This is a genomic window from Pediococcus inopinatus (genome assembly GCF_002982135.1).
Taxonomy (GTDB): Bacteria; Bacillota; Bacilli; order Lactobacillales; family Lactobacillaceae; genus Pediococcus; species Pediococcus inopinatus.
Map to the genome: position 1 here is coordinate 857,381 of NZ_CP019981.1, position 17,792 is coordinate 875,172.

Annotated in this window: 18 protein-coding genes; 1 reads left to right on the forward strand and 17 read right to left on the reverse strand. The window is 37.3% G+C overall.

Annotated elements, in window-relative coordinates:
- Positions 1-11: 11 nt before the first annotated feature.
- The 13 genes from PI20285_RS04360 to rpsU all read right to left on the reverse strand — a co-directional run bounded on the left by PI20285_RS04360 (position 12) and on the right by rpsU (position 12,521).
- Entirely contained in the window at positions 12-818 is an 807-nt protein-coding gene (locus PI20285_RS04360; protein WP_105782189.1) for a Nif3-like dinuclear metal center hexameric protein, read from the reverse strand.
- On the reverse strand, positions 808-1,512 hold the full coding sequence (locus PI20285_RS04365) for a tRNA (adenine(22)-N(1))-methyltransferase (RefSeq protein WP_057772121.1): 705 nt from the start codon (positions 1,510-1,512) through the stop codon (positions 808-810). Before PI20285_RS04365 ends, PI20285_RS04360 begins: the two co-directional genes overlap by 11 nt.
- Positions 1,513-1,650: 138 nt before the next feature.
- Positions 1,651-2,892, reverse strand: a complete 1,242-nt coding sequence (gene rpoD, locus PI20285_RS04370; protein ID WP_105782190.1) for an RNA polymerase sigma factor RpoD — start codon at positions 2,890-2,892, stop codon at positions 1,651-1,653.
- Between the two features lie 23 nt (positions 2,893-2,915).
- Positions 2,916-4,742, reverse strand: coding sequence for a DNA primase (gene dnaG / locus PI20285_RS04375; RefSeq protein WP_057772119.1), 1,827 nt, complete (start codon positions 4,740-4,742; stop codon positions 2,916-2,918).
- Positions 4,743-4,945: 203 nt separating this feature from the next.
- Positions 4,946-7,024 (reverse strand): glycine--tRNA ligase subunit beta, encoded by a 2,079-nt coding sequence (glyS, locus tag PI20285_RS04380; RefSeq protein WP_057772118.1) that lies wholly within the window; start codon positions 7,022-7,024, stop codon positions 4,946-4,948.
- Positions 7,024-7,932 (reverse strand): glycine--tRNA ligase subunit alpha, encoded by a 909-nt coding sequence (gene glyQ / locus PI20285_RS04385; RefSeq protein WP_057772117.1) that lies wholly within the window; start codon positions 7,930-7,932, stop codon positions 7,024-7,026. The genes glyS and glyQ overlap by 1 nt, the downstream gene beginning before the upstream one ends.
- A 293-nt stretch (positions 7,933-8,225) precedes the next feature.
- A complete protein-coding gene (gene recO, locus PI20285_RS04390) occupies positions 8,226-8,984 on the reverse strand; it encodes a DNA repair protein RecO (protein WP_057772115.1) in 759 nt (252 codons plus the stop codon).
- Between the two features lie 12 nt (positions 8,985-8,996).
- Positions 8,997-9,905: a GTPase Era gene (gene era / locus PI20285_RS04395; RefSeq protein WP_057772112.1), complete on the reverse strand. Its 909-nt coding sequence runs from the start codon at positions 9,903-9,905 to the stop codon at positions 8,997-8,999.
- 15 nt (positions 9,906-9,920) lie between these two features.
- On the reverse strand, positions 9,921-10,319 hold the full coding sequence (locus PI20285_RS04400) for a diacylglycerol kinase family protein (RefSeq protein ID WP_057772110.1): 399 nt from the start codon (positions 10,317-10,319) through the stop codon (positions 9,921-9,923).
- Positions 10,303-10,779 (reverse strand): rRNA maturation RNase YbeY, encoded by a 477-nt coding sequence (ybeY, locus tag PI20285_RS04405; protein WP_057772108.1) that lies wholly within the window; start codon positions 10,777-10,779, stop codon positions 10,303-10,305. Before ybeY ends, PI20285_RS04400 begins: the two co-directional genes overlap by 17 nt.
- 13 nt (positions 10,780-10,792) lie before the next feature.
- A complete protein-coding gene (locus PI20285_RS04410) occupies positions 10,793-11,761 on the reverse strand; it encodes a PhoH family protein (protein WP_057772107.1) in 969 nt (322 codons plus the stop codon).
- 58 nt (positions 11,762-11,819) lie between these two features.
- Positions 11,820-12,263, reverse strand: a complete 444-nt coding sequence (locus PI20285_RS04415; protein ID WP_057772104.1) for a GatB/YqeY domain-containing protein — start codon at positions 12,261-12,263, stop codon at positions 11,820-11,822.
- Positions 12,264-12,335: 72 nt separating this feature from the next.
- On the reverse strand, positions 12,336-12,521 hold the full coding sequence (gene rpsU, locus PI20285_RS04420) for a 30S ribosomal protein S21 (protein ID WP_056985993.1): 186 nt from the start codon (positions 12,519-12,521) through the stop codon (positions 12,336-12,338).
- 204 nt (positions 12,522-12,725) lie between these two features.
- Between rpsU and PI20285_RS04425 the strand changes: the two genes are divergently transcribed.
- Positions 12,726-13,538, forward strand: a complete 813-nt coding sequence (locus PI20285_RS04425) for a pyruvate, water dikinase regulatory protein (RefSeq protein WP_057772102.1) — start codon at positions 12,726-12,728, stop codon at positions 13,536-13,538.
- A 70-nt stretch (positions 13,539-13,608) separates the two neighbouring features.
- On the opposite strand, the gene PI20285_RS04430 is transcribed toward PI20285_RS04425, so the two are convergent.
- The 4 genes from PI20285_RS04430 to PI20285_RS04445 form a co-directional block, all read right to left on the reverse strand.
- The gene (locus PI20285_RS04430) at positions 13,609-14,529 is read right to left on the reverse strand and encodes a deoxyribonuclease IV (protein ID WP_057772100.1); all 921 of its coding nucleotides are present in this window, start codon (positions 14,527-14,529) and stop codon (positions 13,609-13,611) included.
- A 12-nt stretch (positions 14,530-14,541) separates the two neighbouring features.
- Positions 14,542-15,738, reverse strand: a complete 1,197-nt coding sequence (locus tag PI20285_RS04435; protein WP_057772099.1) for a CDP-glycerol glycerophosphotransferase family protein — start codon at positions 15,736-15,738, stop codon at positions 14,542-14,544.
- Position 15,739: 1 nt separating this feature from the next.
- Complete coding sequence (locus PI20285_RS04440; RefSeq protein WP_158694972.1) at positions 15,740-16,810, reverse strand: CDP-glycerol glycerophosphotransferase family protein; 1,071 nt, start codon at positions 16,808-16,810, stop codon at positions 15,740-15,742.
- Positions 16,811-16,908: 98 nt separating this feature from the next.
- Entirely contained in the window at positions 16,909-17,787 is an 879-nt protein-coding gene (locus tag PI20285_RS04445; RefSeq protein WP_057772094.1) for a YitT family protein, read from the reverse strand.
- Between the last annotated feature and the right edge of the window lie 5 nt (positions 17,788-17,792).

Here is a 17,792-nt window from a genome sequence, read left to right on the forward strand (position 1 = left end):
AATAATAATCCTTAAATAAAGGTAAACGGATTTGTATCCACTTGTGATTCGAAAACTTGAATTTGATTGTCAGTTGTTAGTTGCCACGAACGGAACAGTGTTGCCAATTTAGGAATGCAAATTTTTTCAACATTATGCCCTGGGTCAATGGCTGTGAGGCCAGCTGCCAACATGTCGTGTCCCGTATGATAATAAACATCACCAGTCACATAAACATCAGCACCTTTTTTTAGGGCCTGCTTGAAATATTTACCGCCATCGCCACCCAGTACAGCTACGCGTGAAATCTCTTTTTGGGGATCTTGGGTAATGATTCGAAGTCCTTGCAGTTCAAATCTTTGTTTAATTAACCTTGCAAAAGTCAATACGCTCATTGGTTGATCAAGAAACCCAATCCGGCCCATACCAAATTGGTGGTGATTTTGATCCACGTAACCGTCTAATAGTCGTTCTGTGTGTTGAAGCCCAATTTTCTCTGCTAGCCAATCGTTCATTCCATTGTCAGCTGCATCTAAATTGGAATGTGCCGCATAAACAGTAATATTATGTTTAAGGATTTCGGCATACATTTTATTTTGTGGAACGGATAGATCTAAGTTATGCGCTGAGCGGAACATTGCAGGATGATGCGCAAAAATCAAATCACAGTGTTGTTCAATAGCCTCGGTAACGACTTCAGGGCGAACATCTAAAGTAACCAAGACTTTGGAAAACTCCGCATTCAAATCACCAATTTGTAATCCAATTGGATCGCCAGGTTCAGCCAATTCTTTAGGAGAAAATTTTTCAAATTCATTAATAAAAGTTCTAATCTTCAAGATTTAAAACCTCCTTAATCAAGGTTGCTTTGTGGTTTAATTTAATGATTCTCTCTTCCGGTACTACTTGAGCTCGTTTCATTTGGCTCATTGCGTTTTTAACCCGCTGCAATTCAGCTTGCCACTTTTCTTCAAAAATGTAATTGGGTAAAGTTTGCAAGATTTGCGGGCCGAAAAGGAGTTCTTTTTCAGAGTACGTTGATGTTTTTCCTTGTTCTGCCACAATGATTTCATAAATGTGATGATCTTCTTTGAGGATCCGCTCGGCTTTTATTTGATAATCATGGTGCATTAACCAATTACGAACATTTTGTTCTCCTACGTTAGGTTGCAAAATTAAATCCGTTACACCTTTTAACTTGTTTTTTTGGCGTTCAAGGATTTGAGTAATCAGTGTCCCGCCCATTCCAGCAATGACAACTGTGTCAATTTGATCTTCAGGTGAAATGACATCCAGTCCGTCACCTAAACGAGAAGATACTATTTTTTGAACACCCTCAGCAATAATTTCATGAGTGGCATTTTGGTGAGGTCCCTTCGCTACTTCTCCAGCAATGGCAAAACTAATTTGATTATTTTTGGCTAAAGACACGGGAAGGTAAGCATGATCGGAGCCAATATCAGCAATTCTGGCATTTAATTTTACAAAACTAGCAACAGTTTGAAGTCGCTCTGAAAGTTTATTTGCATTCATTAAAACAGTCCTTTTTTGATTTTTCTTTATTATATCATGCAAGATAATTTTGCTTAAAAAAACTGAATTTTAAAAATAAAAAAGGATTCGAAGTAAAATACGTACTTTTACTTCGAATCCTTAAATAGAAAATCATACTTATTCCAAGAAATCTTTAAGTTGTTTTGAACGAGATGGATGGCGCAATTTTCTTAAAGCTTTTGCTTCAATCTGGCGAATTCTTTCTCGTGTAACACCAAATACTTTTCCAACTTCTTCTAGAGTCCGTGTACGTCCGTCATCAAGCCCAAATCTAAGACGTAGAACATTCTCCTCACGATCAGTTAACGTGTCTAAAACGCCCTCTAATTGTTCTTTTAAGAGCTCATAAGCAGCATGGTCTGCAGGACTAGTTGCATCCTGATCTTCAATGAAGTCACCTAGATGAGAATCGTCCTCTTCACCAATTGGAGTTTCCAATGAAACAGGTTCTTGAGCAATTTTTAGAATTTCACGAACTTTCTCAGTAGGCATGTCCATTTCGGCTCCAATTTCTTCGGGAGTTGGTTCACGGCCAAGGTCTTGAAGTAATTGACGTTGAATTCTGATTAACTTGTTGATTGTTTCAACCATGTGAACAGGAATCCGAATGGTCCGAGCTTGATCAGCGATTGCACGCGTAATTGCTTGACGAATCCACCAAGTTGCATAGGTTGAGAACTTGAACCCCTTACGGTAATCAAATTTTTCAACTGCCTTCATTAATCCCATGTTACCCTCTTGAATTAAATCCAAGAATTGCATACCACGCCCAACATAACGTTTAGCAATGGAAACAACTAACCGTAGATTGGCCTCCGCAAGTTCTTGTTTAGCTGATTCTTCACCTTTTTCGATACGAAGTGCTAGTTCAACTTCTTGTTTGGCTGTTAATAAAGATACACGCCCAATTTCTTTCAAGTACATACGAACTGGATCATTAATTTTGACACCAGCTGGAGCCTTTGTATCGTCTAATTCTTTTTTACTGATTTTTTGTGCTTTTAAAGCATGGGCACTTGGGTTGCCTTTTTCATCAACCACACTAATTCCGGCATCTTCAACTTTTTGAATAAGATCATCGATTTGACGTTCATCCAATTTAAAGGGAATTGAAATCTTGTCTGCTAATTCGTCATATTTAATTTGTTTGCTGGGTTTATTAGTTTTAATAAGTGCATTAACTTTTTTCTTATAATCAGCTGTATTAAATACACTTGTTGCGCTATTTTTAGGAGCAATTTTTTTCTTAGCGGGAGCCCTTTTTTTCGTCGTTGTTTTTTTTACGGCTTTTTTAGCTGTTACCTTTTTTGTAGTCGTTGTTTTTTTTGTTGCTTTCGTTGTAGTCTCTTTGTCTGCCATAGTTAAATCCTCCCATGAACGTATTAAGCGTCTTGACGCTGTCGATATAAATCAATTAATTCAATAGCCAATTTTTGTTGCAATTCAGTATTACCCATTCTTTTAGCTTCATTTAGTGATTTTTTCTTTGTTGTAATTTGTAGACTAAGTGGTGCCTCTGAAGTAATCACCTTAATGTAGTCGTCAACAGCTTGGTCAACATTTTCTTCATCAAGATCCTGTAAATCAAGCTCGGCGATCACATTTTGGAGTTCACTATCATGAACAAAATCCATAAATGCAGCTGAATCATAACCGTCATGGTTTTCGAAGAAACCTGTTGCTAGCATATAAATTGTCTGATATTTTTCATGAACAAAATGAAAATTTGGCAATCCAGCAAGTTTAAGCCAGACATTATGATCATAAAGCAAATAGTTTAACAAGCGAGCTTCTGCAGTTTCTACTTTATCTAGTTTTACTTGTTGCCTATGATATTCTTGTCTGACTGTGGACACGGTTTTGACTGGTTGTTGTTGATGATTTGCAACACTGGTTTGTGAGCGCACCTGACGCAGCTGTTGGCTCAAATCTTGTGGCTGAACACCGAACTCTTTTGCCAATTGATTTAGATATAGATCTTGTTCTACACTTGAATCTATGTTTGCAACTTCTTTTAAAGCTTGTTCAATATAAGCTAGCTGATCTGCTTCGTTATTTAAGTTATAGTTTCGTTTCAAATAGGTTAACTTAAAAGCAGTAGGTGTTAATCGTGCGGAGTGGACGATTTCATTAAACTGTTTTGCTCCATGCTGACGTACATATTCATCAGGATCCAGCTTATCGGGGATTTCGATAACACTCAATTTGAGTTGACTGTTCGCCCCAAAAGCATCCAAAGCACGATTAATTGCCGCCTGTCCAGGATCATCACCATCATAACAAATGTCTAACTGGGAAGTAGTTCGTTGCAACAAATAAATTTGTTCATTTGTAAAACTGGTTCCCATGGATGCGATCCCGTTGGTTACACCAGATTGATAAGCCGCAATAACATCCATAAAGCCTTCAAATAGGATTGCACGTTTTTCATGTCTAATTGCTGATCTTGCAACATCAAAATTATAGAGGACGTTGCTCTTACTGAAAATTCGTGTTTCTGGGCTGTTAATGTATTTAGCCTGAGAATCTGCTTTATTTAAAATTCTTCCTGAAAATGCAATCACATGGCCTTGCGGATTTTTAATGGCATACATCACGCGACCACGAAAACGATCGCGAAGTTGCCCTTCTTGATCCTCTATAAAAAGGCCTGATTGCCTTAAAAGCTGATAATCTATCTTTTTTTCAGCAAAGAACTCTTTTAAAAGTTGGTCTCCAGGAGCAAAACCCAATTGAAATTTCGTAATAATATCATCTGTTAATCCGCGCCCATGTAAATAAGTGAGCGCTTCTTGTCCCATTTCAGTATTTAACAGTACATGCGTGTATAGCTCTGCAGCCTGATCATACAATCCGATCAGCTGGCTTTGTTCACTACTTTCTTTAGACACACGTCCTGTTTCAGAATATTCAGCCGGGATTTCAACATTCGCCAAATCAGCAACCTGATGAATGGCAGCAGGAAATTCAATGTTATTAATTTCCATTAGAAACTTAAAAACGTTCCCGCCACGTCCGCAACTGAAACAATGAAAAATCTGTTTTGATTCTGAAACTGAAAAAGAAGCAGTTTTCTCTTCATGAAAAGGACATAATCCAAAAAAGTTCTTCCCTTGTTTTTTTAATTGTACGTATTGTCCAACCACGTCAACAATGTTCACCGAGGTACGAATTTGATCAATAAGATCTTCTGGAATCGCTTTTGCCAAATTCAATTACCTCCTCTCAAGTGCACACTAACCCACGATATCGACACATAACAAATAATACCGCCCTATTCTATAAAAAGCAATTGAAATGCTCAGTTTGGAAAGGCAAATAACCTAAACTAAAAATAATCTTCATTCGAATGCCTTGCTGCAATCGAGAATGAAGATTATTTAATTCGGCAAACTATACCTAAGTGGTTTGTCTATTTCACAATCAATTCTTTTAGGTTTCCGATTGAGAAAATCATTTTAGCTAATACAGATAATTGAGTCAAACGATTATTGCGCACGTTTTGATCGTCAACCATGATCATAGTTTGATCAAAATAATTATCAATCAAAGGTCGAAGTGCTTGTAGAGCCTGGAAATTTTCGTTAATTGTGTGATCTGCGGCTGTTTTTCGAACATCTTCCACTGCATCATACAGTTTCTGTTCAGATTCGTTGTCGAATAATTTAGGATCAACATTTGATTCACCAGCCTTTAGATCAGCTTTTTCTGAAATCCGAAGAACCCGCGTTAAAGCTTCAATATTTTCTTTAAAGTTATCATCATTTTTATGTTCTTCAAGAACTTTAGCAGCATCCAGCATATCTAAAATATCCGAATCAGTCCCCTTAGTAACAGCTTCAACGATATCATAACGGGCATTTTTTTGGCTAAACCATTGCCGGACACGATCTTTTATGAAATCACGAACAGCATTTTCGTGTTGTTTGAAATCTAAATTAAAAGTAGCCTCGTGATCATGAAGATCCTTCAGGAATTTTGTTTGTAGTTCTTGAATCGGGAAGTGCCAGTTCTGATCTCGTGTAATACGCACAATTCCAAGGGCTTGTCGTCTGAGTGCATACGGGTCGTTTGAACCCGTTGGAATCAGATCAACAGCAAAGAAACTGCCAATGTCGTCAAACTTGTCTGCAAGTGCTAAAACAGCACCTACTTTTGTTTTTGGAAGAGCACCATCTGCACTAATCGGCATATAATGTTCACGAATTGCAGTTGCGACTGCTGGACTTTCTTTGGCTAATAAAGCATATTTTTCGCCCATTACACCCTGTAACTCAGGAAACTCGCCAACCATTCCCGTAACAAGATCAAATTTATAAATCTGGCTAGCTCGTTTGAGATCAATTAAGGCTTGTGAATCTAAGCCGACAAACTTACCTAATTCTTGTGCAATCACTTGAACTCGTTCCATTTTTTCATACATTGACCCGATTTTATCGTGGAAACTAACATTTTTCAGCTTTTCGACGTAATAGTCAATGTCGTGCTTCTGATCTTCATGGTAGAAAAAGGCTGCATCTTCCAAACGTGCTGTTAAAACCTTTTCATTACCTTTTACCACATTGTCTAAATGTTCCCGATTCCCATTACGAACCGAAATAAAGTTTGGTAATAGTTTACCAGCTTGATCACGAACGTAGAAGAAACGTTGGTGATCGCGCATTGATGTAATCAGAACTTCTTCTGGAATTTCCAAGTATTTCTCATCAAAATGACCAGCAAATGCAGTTGGCCATTCAACCAAGTTATTAACCTCTTCTAACAGGTCTTTATCTAATTGAATATCCCAATTTTGATCCGTTGCAATCTTTTGGATTTGTTCGGTGATCAACTGTTTACGTTTTTGAGCGTCAACAATCACAAAGGCTGCATTTAATTGAGTTTCATAGTCCGTTGCGTTAGCAATGGTGACTGGTTTTCCTAAAAAGCGGTGCCCTTGAGAAACGTTTCCTGCTTGAACATCCAAAATATTAATGGGAATTACTTGATCATCTAATAGTGATACAATCCAACGAATTGGGCGGATATATTTAAAACTAAAATTAGCCCATTTCATCATTGTTGGGAAATTCATCTTTTCAATGACTGCCTTTAAATTAGGTAGCACATCCGCGATTGCCCGGCCCGTTGTTTTTTTGGTCACATAGACATACTCAGTACCTTTAAGCTCTTTAAAAGTAATATCATCTGTAGTGGCGCCCTGACCGCGAGTGAATCCAATTGCAGCCTTAGACCAATTACCATTTTCATCCAAAGCGATCTTTTTAGCTGGACCTTTAACCTCTTTTTCAATATCTTCTTGACGATCTGCCAAGCCTTCAACCAAGACAGTCAAACGGCGAGGGGTAGAAAAAGTTGTTATCGTTTCAAAAGAAACCCGGTTTTCAGTCAAAAAATCATTAACACGTTTTTTTAGTTGGTCAATACTTGGAGTAACCACGTGAGCTGGAATTTCTTCCAAACCAATTTCTAGTAAATAGGAATGTGCCATTATTTTGTAACCTCCTTTTTACGGTCTTCATCTTTTAATAGTGGAAAACCAAGTTCTTCACGTTCCTGAACAAAGGCTTTGGCAACTGATTTAGCCATATTTCGAATTCGCGCCAAATACCCTGCTCGTTCTGTCACAGAAACTGCTCCACGAGCATCTAACAAATTAAAAGTGTGGCTACACTTCAAAATATAATCGTAAGCAGGATGAACTAACCCATTTTTAATTTGTGCTTTAGCTTCTTTTTCATAATCATCAAAAAGGTGCAACAACATTTCTTGATTGCTCTCTTCAAAAGAGTATTTAGAATTTTCATATTCAGGTTCTTTGAAAATTTCACCATACTTGACACCGTGGCCCCATTCTAGATCAAAAACGGAGTCCACGTTTTGAATATATGAAGCTAGTCGTTCTAGTCCATATGTGACTTCACTAGTGACAGGTGAAACTTCCAAGCCCCCAACCTGCTGGAAATAGGTAAATTGAGTGATTTCCATTCCATCAAGCCAGACTTCCCAACCAACACCGGCACAGCCCATAGAAGGATTTTCCCAGTTATCTTCAACAAAACGAATGTCATGTTCTAAAGGCTCAATTCCTAAGGCCTTCAAACTGCCTAAATAAAGTTCTTGGATGTTTTCTGGGGAGGGTTTCATTACAACTTGAAATTGGTGATGTTGATAAAGACGATTAGGATTCTCTCCATAGCGACCATCAGCGGGACGACGTGAAGGCTCTACATAAGCAGCGTTCCATGGTTCGGGTCCAATTGCCCGTAGGAATGTATAAGGGCTCATAGTCCCTGCTCCTTTTTCCGTATCGTACGCTTCCATCAACATACAGCCCTGTTCGGACCAGTAGTGCTGCAAGGTCAAAATTATGTCTTGTACAGCTAACTTATTAACCATTGTGTGTCTTCCTTTCAAAAATAGATAATTTAAGTTTGTTTATGAACACAAAAAAACCTACGTAGACAAATATCTACGTAGGGACGAATTACTCGCGGTTCCACCCTACTTCTGGTTAAACAACCAGCAGCTTAATTTGTAAACTCCGAAACGCCAATTTCTAAATAAATTACCTAGTCTCATCAACCCTAAGCTTTCTAAAAAAATATTTAAAAATTCTTTTCATCACAGTTCAGTATTAAATTCTCTTTTATAGTAGTTTAAATAGGCACTAAAGTCAATATCTAAAGTACTCAATTCCATGAAGGCATTGTATCAATAAAGTGTTTACTTTTTAGTTTTAAGCCCACTTCATCTTCATAGATCGTATCAATAATTGTTTTTAATCTAATTTTGGTTTCTGTATGCACCTGAATAGATTGAACATTTTGTAAATTCACCGAACTTAATTGCTGCAAATAATAGATAGTTCGGCGATCAAGATGTGAACGGTTGGGGTCCAGATGCCAATGGTCCTGGCACAAGACACCACCGGAAGATTCTGAATAGTCAAGGGGAAGATCGTTTCGATGACAGACGATACATTGTTGCCATTCTTGTTGAACACCAAAAGTGGGTAGCAATTGCAGTTCAAAAATATGAGCGATAATTTGAGGATCAAACCCCGCATTAATCTTTTCCAAGGCTGCTGAAGCCATATCGAACCATATTAGTATTGGCACACTATCATCAAAGGCGGAGTCAATTAAATTTAAAATATACGTAATATATGCATTACGTTCAATATCTTCATTAATTTTTTCGAACTGGGTCAGAGATTTTTCTGCATTTAGATAACATAATCCCTTTTCTCGGATTAAGCCGACGTACACGCCTTTAGTAAACGGTAAAATAGCAGCAGCAAGCTTAAAGCCTCTTTTTCGCGCGCCCCGAATATAAAACATTTTCTTTCCAAACTGACGCGTAAAGATTTTAACTAATTGATCACGCTCACGATAATCTTTACGAAACATGATAATCCCGTCAAATTGCGCAGTTGTTTGTGTTGCCATAGTAATTACCTATTAATTATCTTTCCGATAGCCATAAGACTGTAACAGTGATTGTTTATCACGCCAACCTTCAGAAACTTTCACCCACAACTCAAGATAAACTTGGTCACCAAGGAGTCGTTCAATGTCTTCTCTTGCCAGCGTTCCAATTTTTTTCAACATTTGGCCGCCATGCCCAATAACAATTCCCTTTTGAGTAGGACGGTCGACGATAATTGTGGCCTGCACATGAATCTTACGCTTATCTTGACGTTTCAAAGAATCAATAACAACGGCTACAGAATGTGGAACCTCCTGTCTCGTTAACATTAAGACTTTTTCACGAATTAATTCAGCGACAATGAAGCGTTCCGGATGATCTGTCACCTGATCCTCTGGGTAGTACTGAGGTCCCTCAGGAAGCTGCTTTGACAAAGTATCCATCAATTCAGAAACATTATTTCCTTGGGTAGCAGAAATTGGAACAACTTCTTTCCAATCTAGGGCATCTTTATACGTATCCATAATTTCAAGCATTTTATTAGGATTGATTAAATCAATCTTATTAATGATTAAATAAACGGGTTTATTAACCTGTTTTAAATGTTCAATAATAAAGTTATCACCAGCACCTCGTTCTTCATTGGCAGCAACCATAAACATGATCGCATCAACTTCATTTAAAGTTGATAAAGACGACTGTACCATGTAATCACCAAGTTTATTATGTGCTTTATGAATTCCTGGTGTATCAATGAAAATAATTTGTTCTTCATCAGTTGTATAAATACCGCGAATCTTGTTTCTAGTGGTTTGGGGAACGTTACTCATGATGGCAATTTTTTGTCCGATTACATAGTTCATAAATGTTGATTTTCCAACATTGGGGCGGCCGACAATGGCCACGAAGCCTGAACGAAATTTACTACTTGAATTTTCCAAGTTAATTCTCCTATTCTAATGGATAATGAGATTCCAAATCTTGGGTATAAAAATGCACAGTCCGATTACCGCTGAAAAAATGGCGCAAATCAAGACACCGCCTGCTGCCATGTCTTTTATGTGTTTTCCTAGTTCACTATAGGTTTTTCCAGTAATTAAATCTACTAAATTTTCAGAAATTGTATTAAAAGTCTCCGTAACTAACATACCACCAATACAAGCTAAAACCCAATACCACTCAAAAATAGAAATTTGGAGCACTATGGCTAGTAAAATTACTAAGATTGCTAATCCGCCATGAACGCGCATATTTTTTTCTTGTTTAAAGATACGCGCAACACCATGGCTGGCATGTGCTAAGGATTGTATGAAAGTATGATTTTTTTCAGTTTGTCTTTTATCTTTTAAGGCCATAAGCGTTTAAAATTTCTTTCTGAAGAGGAAACATCACTTTTTGATCTTGGGGTTCCATATGGTCATAGCCGTTTAAATGTAAAAAGCCATGAACACAAAGAAATCCTAATTCCCGTTGATAAGAATGGCCTAAATACTCAGCCTGTTCCTTTACCTTATCCACCGAAACCATCAAATCACCAATATTAGGTGCAATCTCTTCTGCTAACTCCTCATCCATAATGATTGGATCTGAATCTTCATCATCTTCAATTGCAAAGCTAATCACATCGGTCGCACGATCAACTTGCCGATAAGTTTTATTGATTTCATGAATTTCATCATTATGCATCAAAGTTACGGACATTTCTGTATTTTCTGCTAATTTGAGGTAATCACCAGCAAAATTTAAAACATTTTGAACAAGTTCAATATTAGCTTTTGGTTCTTCATTTGTGTGATCATAAATTTGAATGTCCATAATCTACTCCAACTTAATTTGATTTATGCCCTTCATAGGCATTTATGATTTCCGCTACAACCGGGTGGCGAACCACATCTTCCGCACTGAAATTAACAAAGCCCACATGACGAAGATCTTGTAAAATGCGTTGAGCTTCTACAAGTCCACTACGAACCCCGTGTGGTAAATCAATTTGTGTCTTATCCCCATTTACAATCATTTTGGACCCAAATCCCAAACGAGTCAAAAACATCTTCATTTGCGCACTGGTTGTATTTTGAGCTTCATCTAAAATCACAAAAGCACTATCCAAAGTTCGTCCCCGCATATATGCCAAAGGAGCAATCTCAATGACACCACGATCCATTAAACGTGTTGTATGTTCTGCTCCAATAATTTGATACAAAGCATCATAAATAGGTCGTAAGTAAGGGTCAACTTTTTCTTTTAAATCTCCCGGTAGAAACCCAAGGCTCTCCCCCGCTTCTACAGCAGGTCGAGTTAAAATTAGCTTGTCTACTTCACCGCGTTTTAAAGAAGCAATTGCCATAACAACTGCTAAGTAGGTCTTCCCTGTTCCGGCAGGACCAATTCCAAAGGTAACATCATTTCGTTTAACCGAGTCTACATATTGGCGCTGACCGTAATTTTTGACGCGGACTGCTTTGCCTTTATTATCCTTTATAAGTGTTTCTTTATACAAGTCCTGAAAATAATTCAAGGTACCCTTATCCGCCATTTTCATCGCACTCACAACATCTGCGGTGTTAAGCTGAATACCTTGCTGGACTAGAGATAAAAGGCTCTTAAAAACGTTGATTGTTCGATCAACAGCCTCTGATTCACCGGTGACCGTAATTTTTTCTCCAAATGGATGAATGGAAACACTCATTCCTTCTTCAAGGATTTGTACGAATCGATCTTGATTGCCTAGAAGTGATAGCTCATCACTTTGTTTAGACAACAAAAATTCTTTTTCAATTGTTTTTTGTTCAGCCAAGTCGCATTGTCTCCTTCTCAACTACATGCTTTCGCAAAATATTTTTTATTTTAAGTTATTAACTAAGTTGACTTTTAACTGCTTGATTTACCAATTTTCCGTCCGCTATTCCTTTAACCTTTGGCATAACGGCACCCATTACCTTACCAAAATCAGAGCTGCTGGTTGCACCAACTGCCGAAACTGTATCAGCAACAATTTTTTCGATTTCGTCTTTGGATAGTTGCTTAGGTAAATATTTTTCAACGATTTTAATCTCGGCTTCAGTTGATTGAACTAAATCGTCACGATTACCTTTTGCAAACTCTTCTACAGATTCTTTTCGTTGTTTATATTCACGACCAATGACAGCCTGGGCTTCTTCATCACTAAGCTCATGGTTAACTTTAACTTTTTCGTTCATTAAGGCAGCCTTAAGCATTCGTATAACGCTCAATGTCTCTTTATCACGAGCTTTCATGGCTGTTTTCATATCATCCGTAATTGTATCTACTAAACTCATAAGTATTCTCCTTGTTGAAATTTTATTTTTTGTACAAAAAAAGCTCCTGATATTCTCAGGAGCGTTAAAAATTTAGAAGTGCTTCTTGTTTTTGCGTTTTCTAGCAGCTTCTGATTTTAACTTCTTTTTAACACTTGGCTTTTCGTAGAATTCCCGTTTGCGATATTCTTGTAAAGTACCTGATTTAGAAACTGTACGTTTAAAGCGGCGAAGAGCGTCATCAAGTGACTCGTTTTTACGAACGACTGTTTTTGCCATTTTGAATCCCTCCCTCCGAGCTCTAAAGTAACAGACGAATCTAACTAATGTAAATCCGTTGTTCTTTATTATTATACATAACATAGATTTTCCCGTCAATACATCAATCACAGTTTTCTTAAATTCATTTTAAAATGCATAAAACCGTTTTCATTCCTTATTTCCTATGGTAAACTTACCCTAAAAGGATGAGGGTGATTGATTATGTCTACAAAAATATTTGTAATTTCCGATTCAGTAGGTGAAACTGCTGAGTCTGTCGCCAAGGCTGCATCTGCTCAGTTTCCTAGTGAAGACTTTGAATTTGATCGTTATCCATTTACACAAACAGAGTCTTTACTTGACGGTATTTTAAAGCGTGCCAAACATCAAGGAGCTATTGTTTTCTCTACTTTCGTCAATCCAGCATTAAATCAATTTGCTAAATCAAAATGTGAACAGGCCAAGATTTACTATTATGATGTTTTAACCCCTGCTATTTCGTTGTTTAAGCAACAAACAGGTGTTGAAGCAGCTAATGAGCCAGGGACTGTCCATAATTTAACAGAGGGCTATTTTGACAAGATTGCGGCCATGGAATTTGCAGTCACTTATGATGATGGCAAAGATCCAACCGGTTTCTTAAAAGCTGATATTGTGCTTCTAGGAGTTTCAAGAACATCTAAAACTCCCCTTTCGCTCTATCTCGCAAACAAGGGATTGAAGGTAGCTAATTTACCACTCGTACCTCAGGCGTCCATTCCAGATGAAATTTGGAAGGTTGATCCTAAAAAGGTCTTTGGTTTAACCACGACGGCAGATGTTTTAAATGATATTCGACGTCAGCGAATGATTTCCTACGGTTTAAATCCTGAGTCATCTTATTCAAATACTGAAGGCATTAAACGAGAATTAGGATACGCCGATGACGTTTTCAAAAAAATCGGCTGTTTAGTGATTAATACAGCAAACAAATCTATTGAAGAAACAGCAACTTTAATTATGGAAAGCCTAGAAGTTGATGTGAGCGACGAATAAATAATTTAATTAAAAAAGAAGCACTAGTGAGATTGACCCAAAACTGGTCACTTTCACTAGTGCTTTTTATTTATTTTAAAAAGGTATCAACTGATTTTTGAGAAAGAATGTCTGACACCAGGTTTGGATTAAAAACTTGATGCTCTAACATCGCAATTTCGTATCCATACGGGGCATATTTTACCTTTGCGTTTGATGGATCTTTAACCCATGGTGTTTCCATGATTTTGGGAATATTCGTTAGTTGCGGATGATGGGCAATGGTGTTCAAAGCATTAAAGCCGATTGTCCCTAATCCGATGTTTTCGTGACGATCTTTGTGACTACCCTGCTCATTTTTAGAATCATTTAAATGAATGACCTTTAAATAGGCCAAACCAATTTTTTGGTCAAACTCTTCAAGTACCCCATCAAAATCTTCACGGATGGCGTATCCCGCATCATTTGTATGGCAAGTATCTAAACAAACAGAAATTTTACTTTGAAGTTTAACTTGGTGGACAATTGAGCCAATTTCTTCAAATGTCTTTCCGACCTCGGTTCCCTTACCAGCCATTGTTTCAATGGCAATGTTAACTTGCTGAGTTTCGGATAAGATTTCGTTTAACCCTTTCACAATTTGAGCAATCGCTAAATCAGGGCCAGCGCCAACATGGGCACCTGGATGTAAAACAATATTGCTCGCACCCAAGGCGTCTGCACGTTTAATTTCTTCTTTCAAAAAATTTACACCAAACTCAAAACTTTCTGGTTTTTTGGTATTTCCCAAATTCACAATGTATGGGGCATGAATGATTAAATCTGAAATCTGATGATCGGCCATAAGTTGCTGGCCTTTTGGAATATTAAGCTCAGAAATGGGCTTGCGTCGGGTGTTTTGAGGAGCTCCTGTATAAATCATGAAGATGTTAGCACGATAACTAACCGCGGTTTCAACAGATCCGAGAAACATTTTTGGCGCTTTCATACTAACGTGAGATCCTAATAACATTTTATTTACCTCCTAAATTCCAATCGCTTCAATAACCTGTTTTGCAGCATTCCCATGTTCCCAAGTCAAAAAATTTTCTTCGAAGTCATTAATTTGTTCTTGATAATTTGGAAAACTTTTATTTTCTGAAAAAATTCTTAGTTGTGAATACAGTTCTGATCTTTTTGTCACGATGGGACCTGGACACTGACGTAAATAATCAAAGTAGAAGCCGCGGAGCTCGCCTGCATAATGTTTTAAGTCATATGGGAAAAACAATATGGGCCGTTTCAAATTAGCAAAATCAAACATTACAGAAGAATAATCTGTAATCAACAAATCACTAATTAGATATAACTGACTAATGTCGGTTTCTGCCAAAATTTTGACACGATCTTCAAATCCCCGTATATCAATGTGATCCTTCACCAAGTAATGAGGACGAATGATTAACATTGTATGCGATGGCACAGCTTCAAAAAATTCTTTTAAATCAAAAGGTAAGTTAAACCGATAGCGACCTTTATAGATAAAATTATCATCTCGCCAAGTTGGTGCATAAAGAACAACTTGTGCAACCTTCTCACCAACAAGGCGTTTCTTAAGACTATTTATTTCTGTTTGTTTTGTTGTAAATAAGACATCATTTCTGGGATATCCAGACCGAATAAATTTATTTTTAAACCCAAAAGCCCGTTTGAAAATTGTTTCAGAATAAGCGTTAGGTGCAATCAAATAATTCCACCGGGCCGCTTCTTTTTTGAAATCCTGATGATATTTTTCTGTAGAGGTTCCCGGAATTTCAACATTTTTAATGTCCAAGCCCAATTTTTTAAGCGGCGTTCCGTGCCATGTTTGAACATAAACAGTCTGGGCGTTTTTGTGCCACCATAATGGCAATCGCGAATTAAAAATCCAGTAATTGGCTCTTGCCATGACCAAAATCCATTTTAGTGACCAACGCTTAAGTAATTGCACATCAGGATTATCTTTTTGAACTTGAGAAAAACAGTTCCCCTTTATGCCAAAAAATAAATTTGAAGCAAGTTCGGGATGAAGAATTTTAATTTCTTTATAAATAGCAGCTGGATTATCATTTACGGACTGGCCATTGAAGCTTTCAAAAATAATCAAATTCTTTTTAATCGGTAACCGAATCAGCAATTCATTAATGACTATCAAAATATAACGACTCAAAAGTTTTATGGGTTGGGTAATGAAATGACGCATTTTAAAGGTCGCTCCGTTTCAACAAAAAATTTATTGTTCGTTTTGTAGCAGCACCATCGTTGAATTGATTCCAGTCATAATTTAATTTCTCAATCATGGCTTGATTATTGTCCGATTTGGCCAAAAAATCCGTTAATTGATTGACATCCTTGATTACAATAGACTGAAATTCCGTTGAAAAATCTGATCGTAAGCCAACAGTTTTGGAAAACTCGAGTTGGTCGAACGTAAAAAGACCAATTTTTCGAGCATTTTTCAGCAAGGTATAATCAAATAAAATCGAAGAATAGTCTGTAATCAACGTTTCAACTACGGTTAATAGTTCATCAGTGGTAATCTTTGCATCAATGGAGGTTATAAAAGGCATTCGTTCTTCCCATGACTTTTCCATGGCTTGCAAATGTGGATGTAACCGTAAAATTAAAATTGTATTTTTCGGTAGCTGCAGATTCTTAAAATCAGGTGCAAACGCAAATTGACTATCTTTCCGGTATGTAGGTGCATATAAAATTAAATGTTTATTTTTTAATTCAGGATAGTTTTCAAAAAAAGTTGCTTGTACTTTATGAATCCATTTCTCGTTTAAGAATTTATCCGAACGTGGATATCCAAGTCGGCGAATCTGTTCCCCATTCAAACGATAATTCAGTTGAAATGTATCCGCCATCTTTTCTGAGCCAACCACAATATCATCCATAGCGTTATAAACGCGTTGAAAACGGATTTGATCAGACGCGGTTCGTTGACTTGTCATTGGATCATTAAAACCGAATTCCTTAATGGCGCCATTTGCATGCCATATTTGTGAAATTCTTATATTTTTGGTTTTAGACAAAGACCCCAAAAAAGGAAAATAATTATCAATAACAATCAATTTACTGCGCATCAACCAGGGGATTACTTTTAAAAATAATTGCGGACCGTTATCAAGAACAGAAAATCGAATGTTAGCCACATTTTTCAGTGGGACAATGCTTTGGCTTACTTCTTTTTGATAATAAACATGAAGCGTTCTTGGATTCACTTGTTTTGCGAGTTGACGGACAAAATCTTGATTATTCCCAAAACTCATTAGATAGCTAATTTGTGATTTTTTTTGCCATATAAAGAGTAATGAACAGAGTCGAACAAGAAATGTATAAATTATTTTCATGTTTCTTTCCTCTTTGTTTAAAGTGAAGGTTCGTAAAAATGCCCCAGAATAGTGACACTTCCTGAGATACTTACAAACGCCTTTGGATCCGATTCTTTCATTGCCATCTCCAGATCACTCATTTCGTACCGAGAAATTATGGTGAACAAAATCGTTTTTTGATTATGATTGTAGGCACCCTCAGCACCGTGAACAATGGTAATCCCCCGCCGCATATGGTTCTGAACGCTATCAATCACACTCTTAGGACGATCAGTCACGATCATTACCTGCATTTTTTGTTGTCGCGTATAGGTCATGTCCATAATCTTGGCATTTACAATTAACCCAATTGCAGAATAAAACGCAAATGGCCAACCGTAGATAAAACCAGCTGCACAAACAATCATGGCATTAAAAACAATATTGATTGTGCCAATACTCTTACCTGTCCGCTTGCGAATGACCATTCCTAAAATATCTAACCCACCAGTGGAAAGCCCATTTTTTAAGGCTAATCCGGTTCCGTAACCATTTACAGCACCTCCAAAAATAGCGCAAATAATGGGATCCGTTGTTAAGGTCATGGGATGCAAAACTTTGATCATGATACTAGCCAAACCAACAGAAAGAATGGTAAATAATGTAAATCGATGACCAATTTGACGCCAAGCTAGAAAGAACAGAGGTACATTTAGCACAAAAAGCATTAGGGCGGTTGATAAGTTAAATGATAGATAACGACCACTTAATGTTGAAACCAGTTGTGCAAATCCAGTAATTCCTGAGGCGTAAATTTTACCCGGAGTCCAAAAGAAATTCATCGCAATAGAGACCAAAATAGCGTAAATAAAAGCAGTTCCAGCTAAAGTTGAATACTGATGACGTTTGGCAATCTTTTTAAACTGTTTATCCATGAAAG

Coding starts and splice junctions, on each gene's coding strand:
- glyQ (WP_057772117.1), bottom strand. CDS start 7,932: ATGGTTAATAAGTTAGCTGTACAAGACATAATTTTGACCTTGCAGCAC.
- PI20285_RS04445 (WP_057772094.1), bottom strand. CDS start 17,787: ATGGATAAACAGTTTAAAAAGATTGCCAAACGTCATCAGTATTCAACT.
- PI20285_RS04400 (WP_057772110.1), bottom strand. CDS start 10,319: ATGGCCTTAAAAGATAAAAGACAAACTGAAAAAAATCATACTTTCATA.
- PI20285_RS04430 (WP_057772100.1), bottom strand. CDS start 14,529: ATGTTATTAGGATCTCACGTTAGTATGAAAGCGCCAAAAATGTTTCTC.
- PI20285_RS04425 (WP_057772102.1), top strand. CDS start 12,726: ATGTCTACAAAAATATTTGTAATTTCCGATTCAGTAGGTGAAACTGCT.
- ybeY (WP_057772108.1), bottom strand. CDS start 10,779: ATGGACATTCAAATTTATGATCACACAAATGAAGAACCAAAAGCTAAT.
- PI20285_RS04440 (WP_158694972.1), bottom strand. CDS start 16,810: ATGAGTTTTGGGAATAATCAAGATTTTGTCCGTCAACTCGCAAAACAA.
- rpsU (WP_056985993.1), bottom strand. CDS start 12,521: ATGGCAAAAACAGTCGTTCGTAAAAACGAGTCACTTGATGACGCTCTT.
- rpoD (WP_105782190.1), bottom strand. CDS start 2,892: ATGGCAGACAAAGAGACTACAACGAAAGCAACAAAAAAAACAACGACT.
- recO (WP_057772115.1), bottom strand. CDS start 8,984: ATGGCAACACAAACAACTGCGCAATTTGACGGGATTATCATGTTTCGT.
- PI20285_RS04365 (WP_057772121.1), bottom strand. CDS start 1,512: ATGAATGCAAATAAACTTTCAGAGCGACTTCAAACTGTTGCTAGTTTT.
- PI20285_RS04435 (WP_057772099.1), bottom strand. CDS start 15,738: ATGCGTCATTTCATTACCCAACCCATAAAACTTTTGAGTCGTTATATT.
- glyS (WP_057772118.1), bottom strand. CDS start 7,024: ATGGCACATTCCTATTTACTAGAAATTGGTTTGGAAGAAATTCCAGCT.
- PI20285_RS04415 (WP_057772104.1), bottom strand. CDS start 12,263: ATGAGTTTAGTAGATACAATTACGGATGATATGAAAACAGCCATGAAA.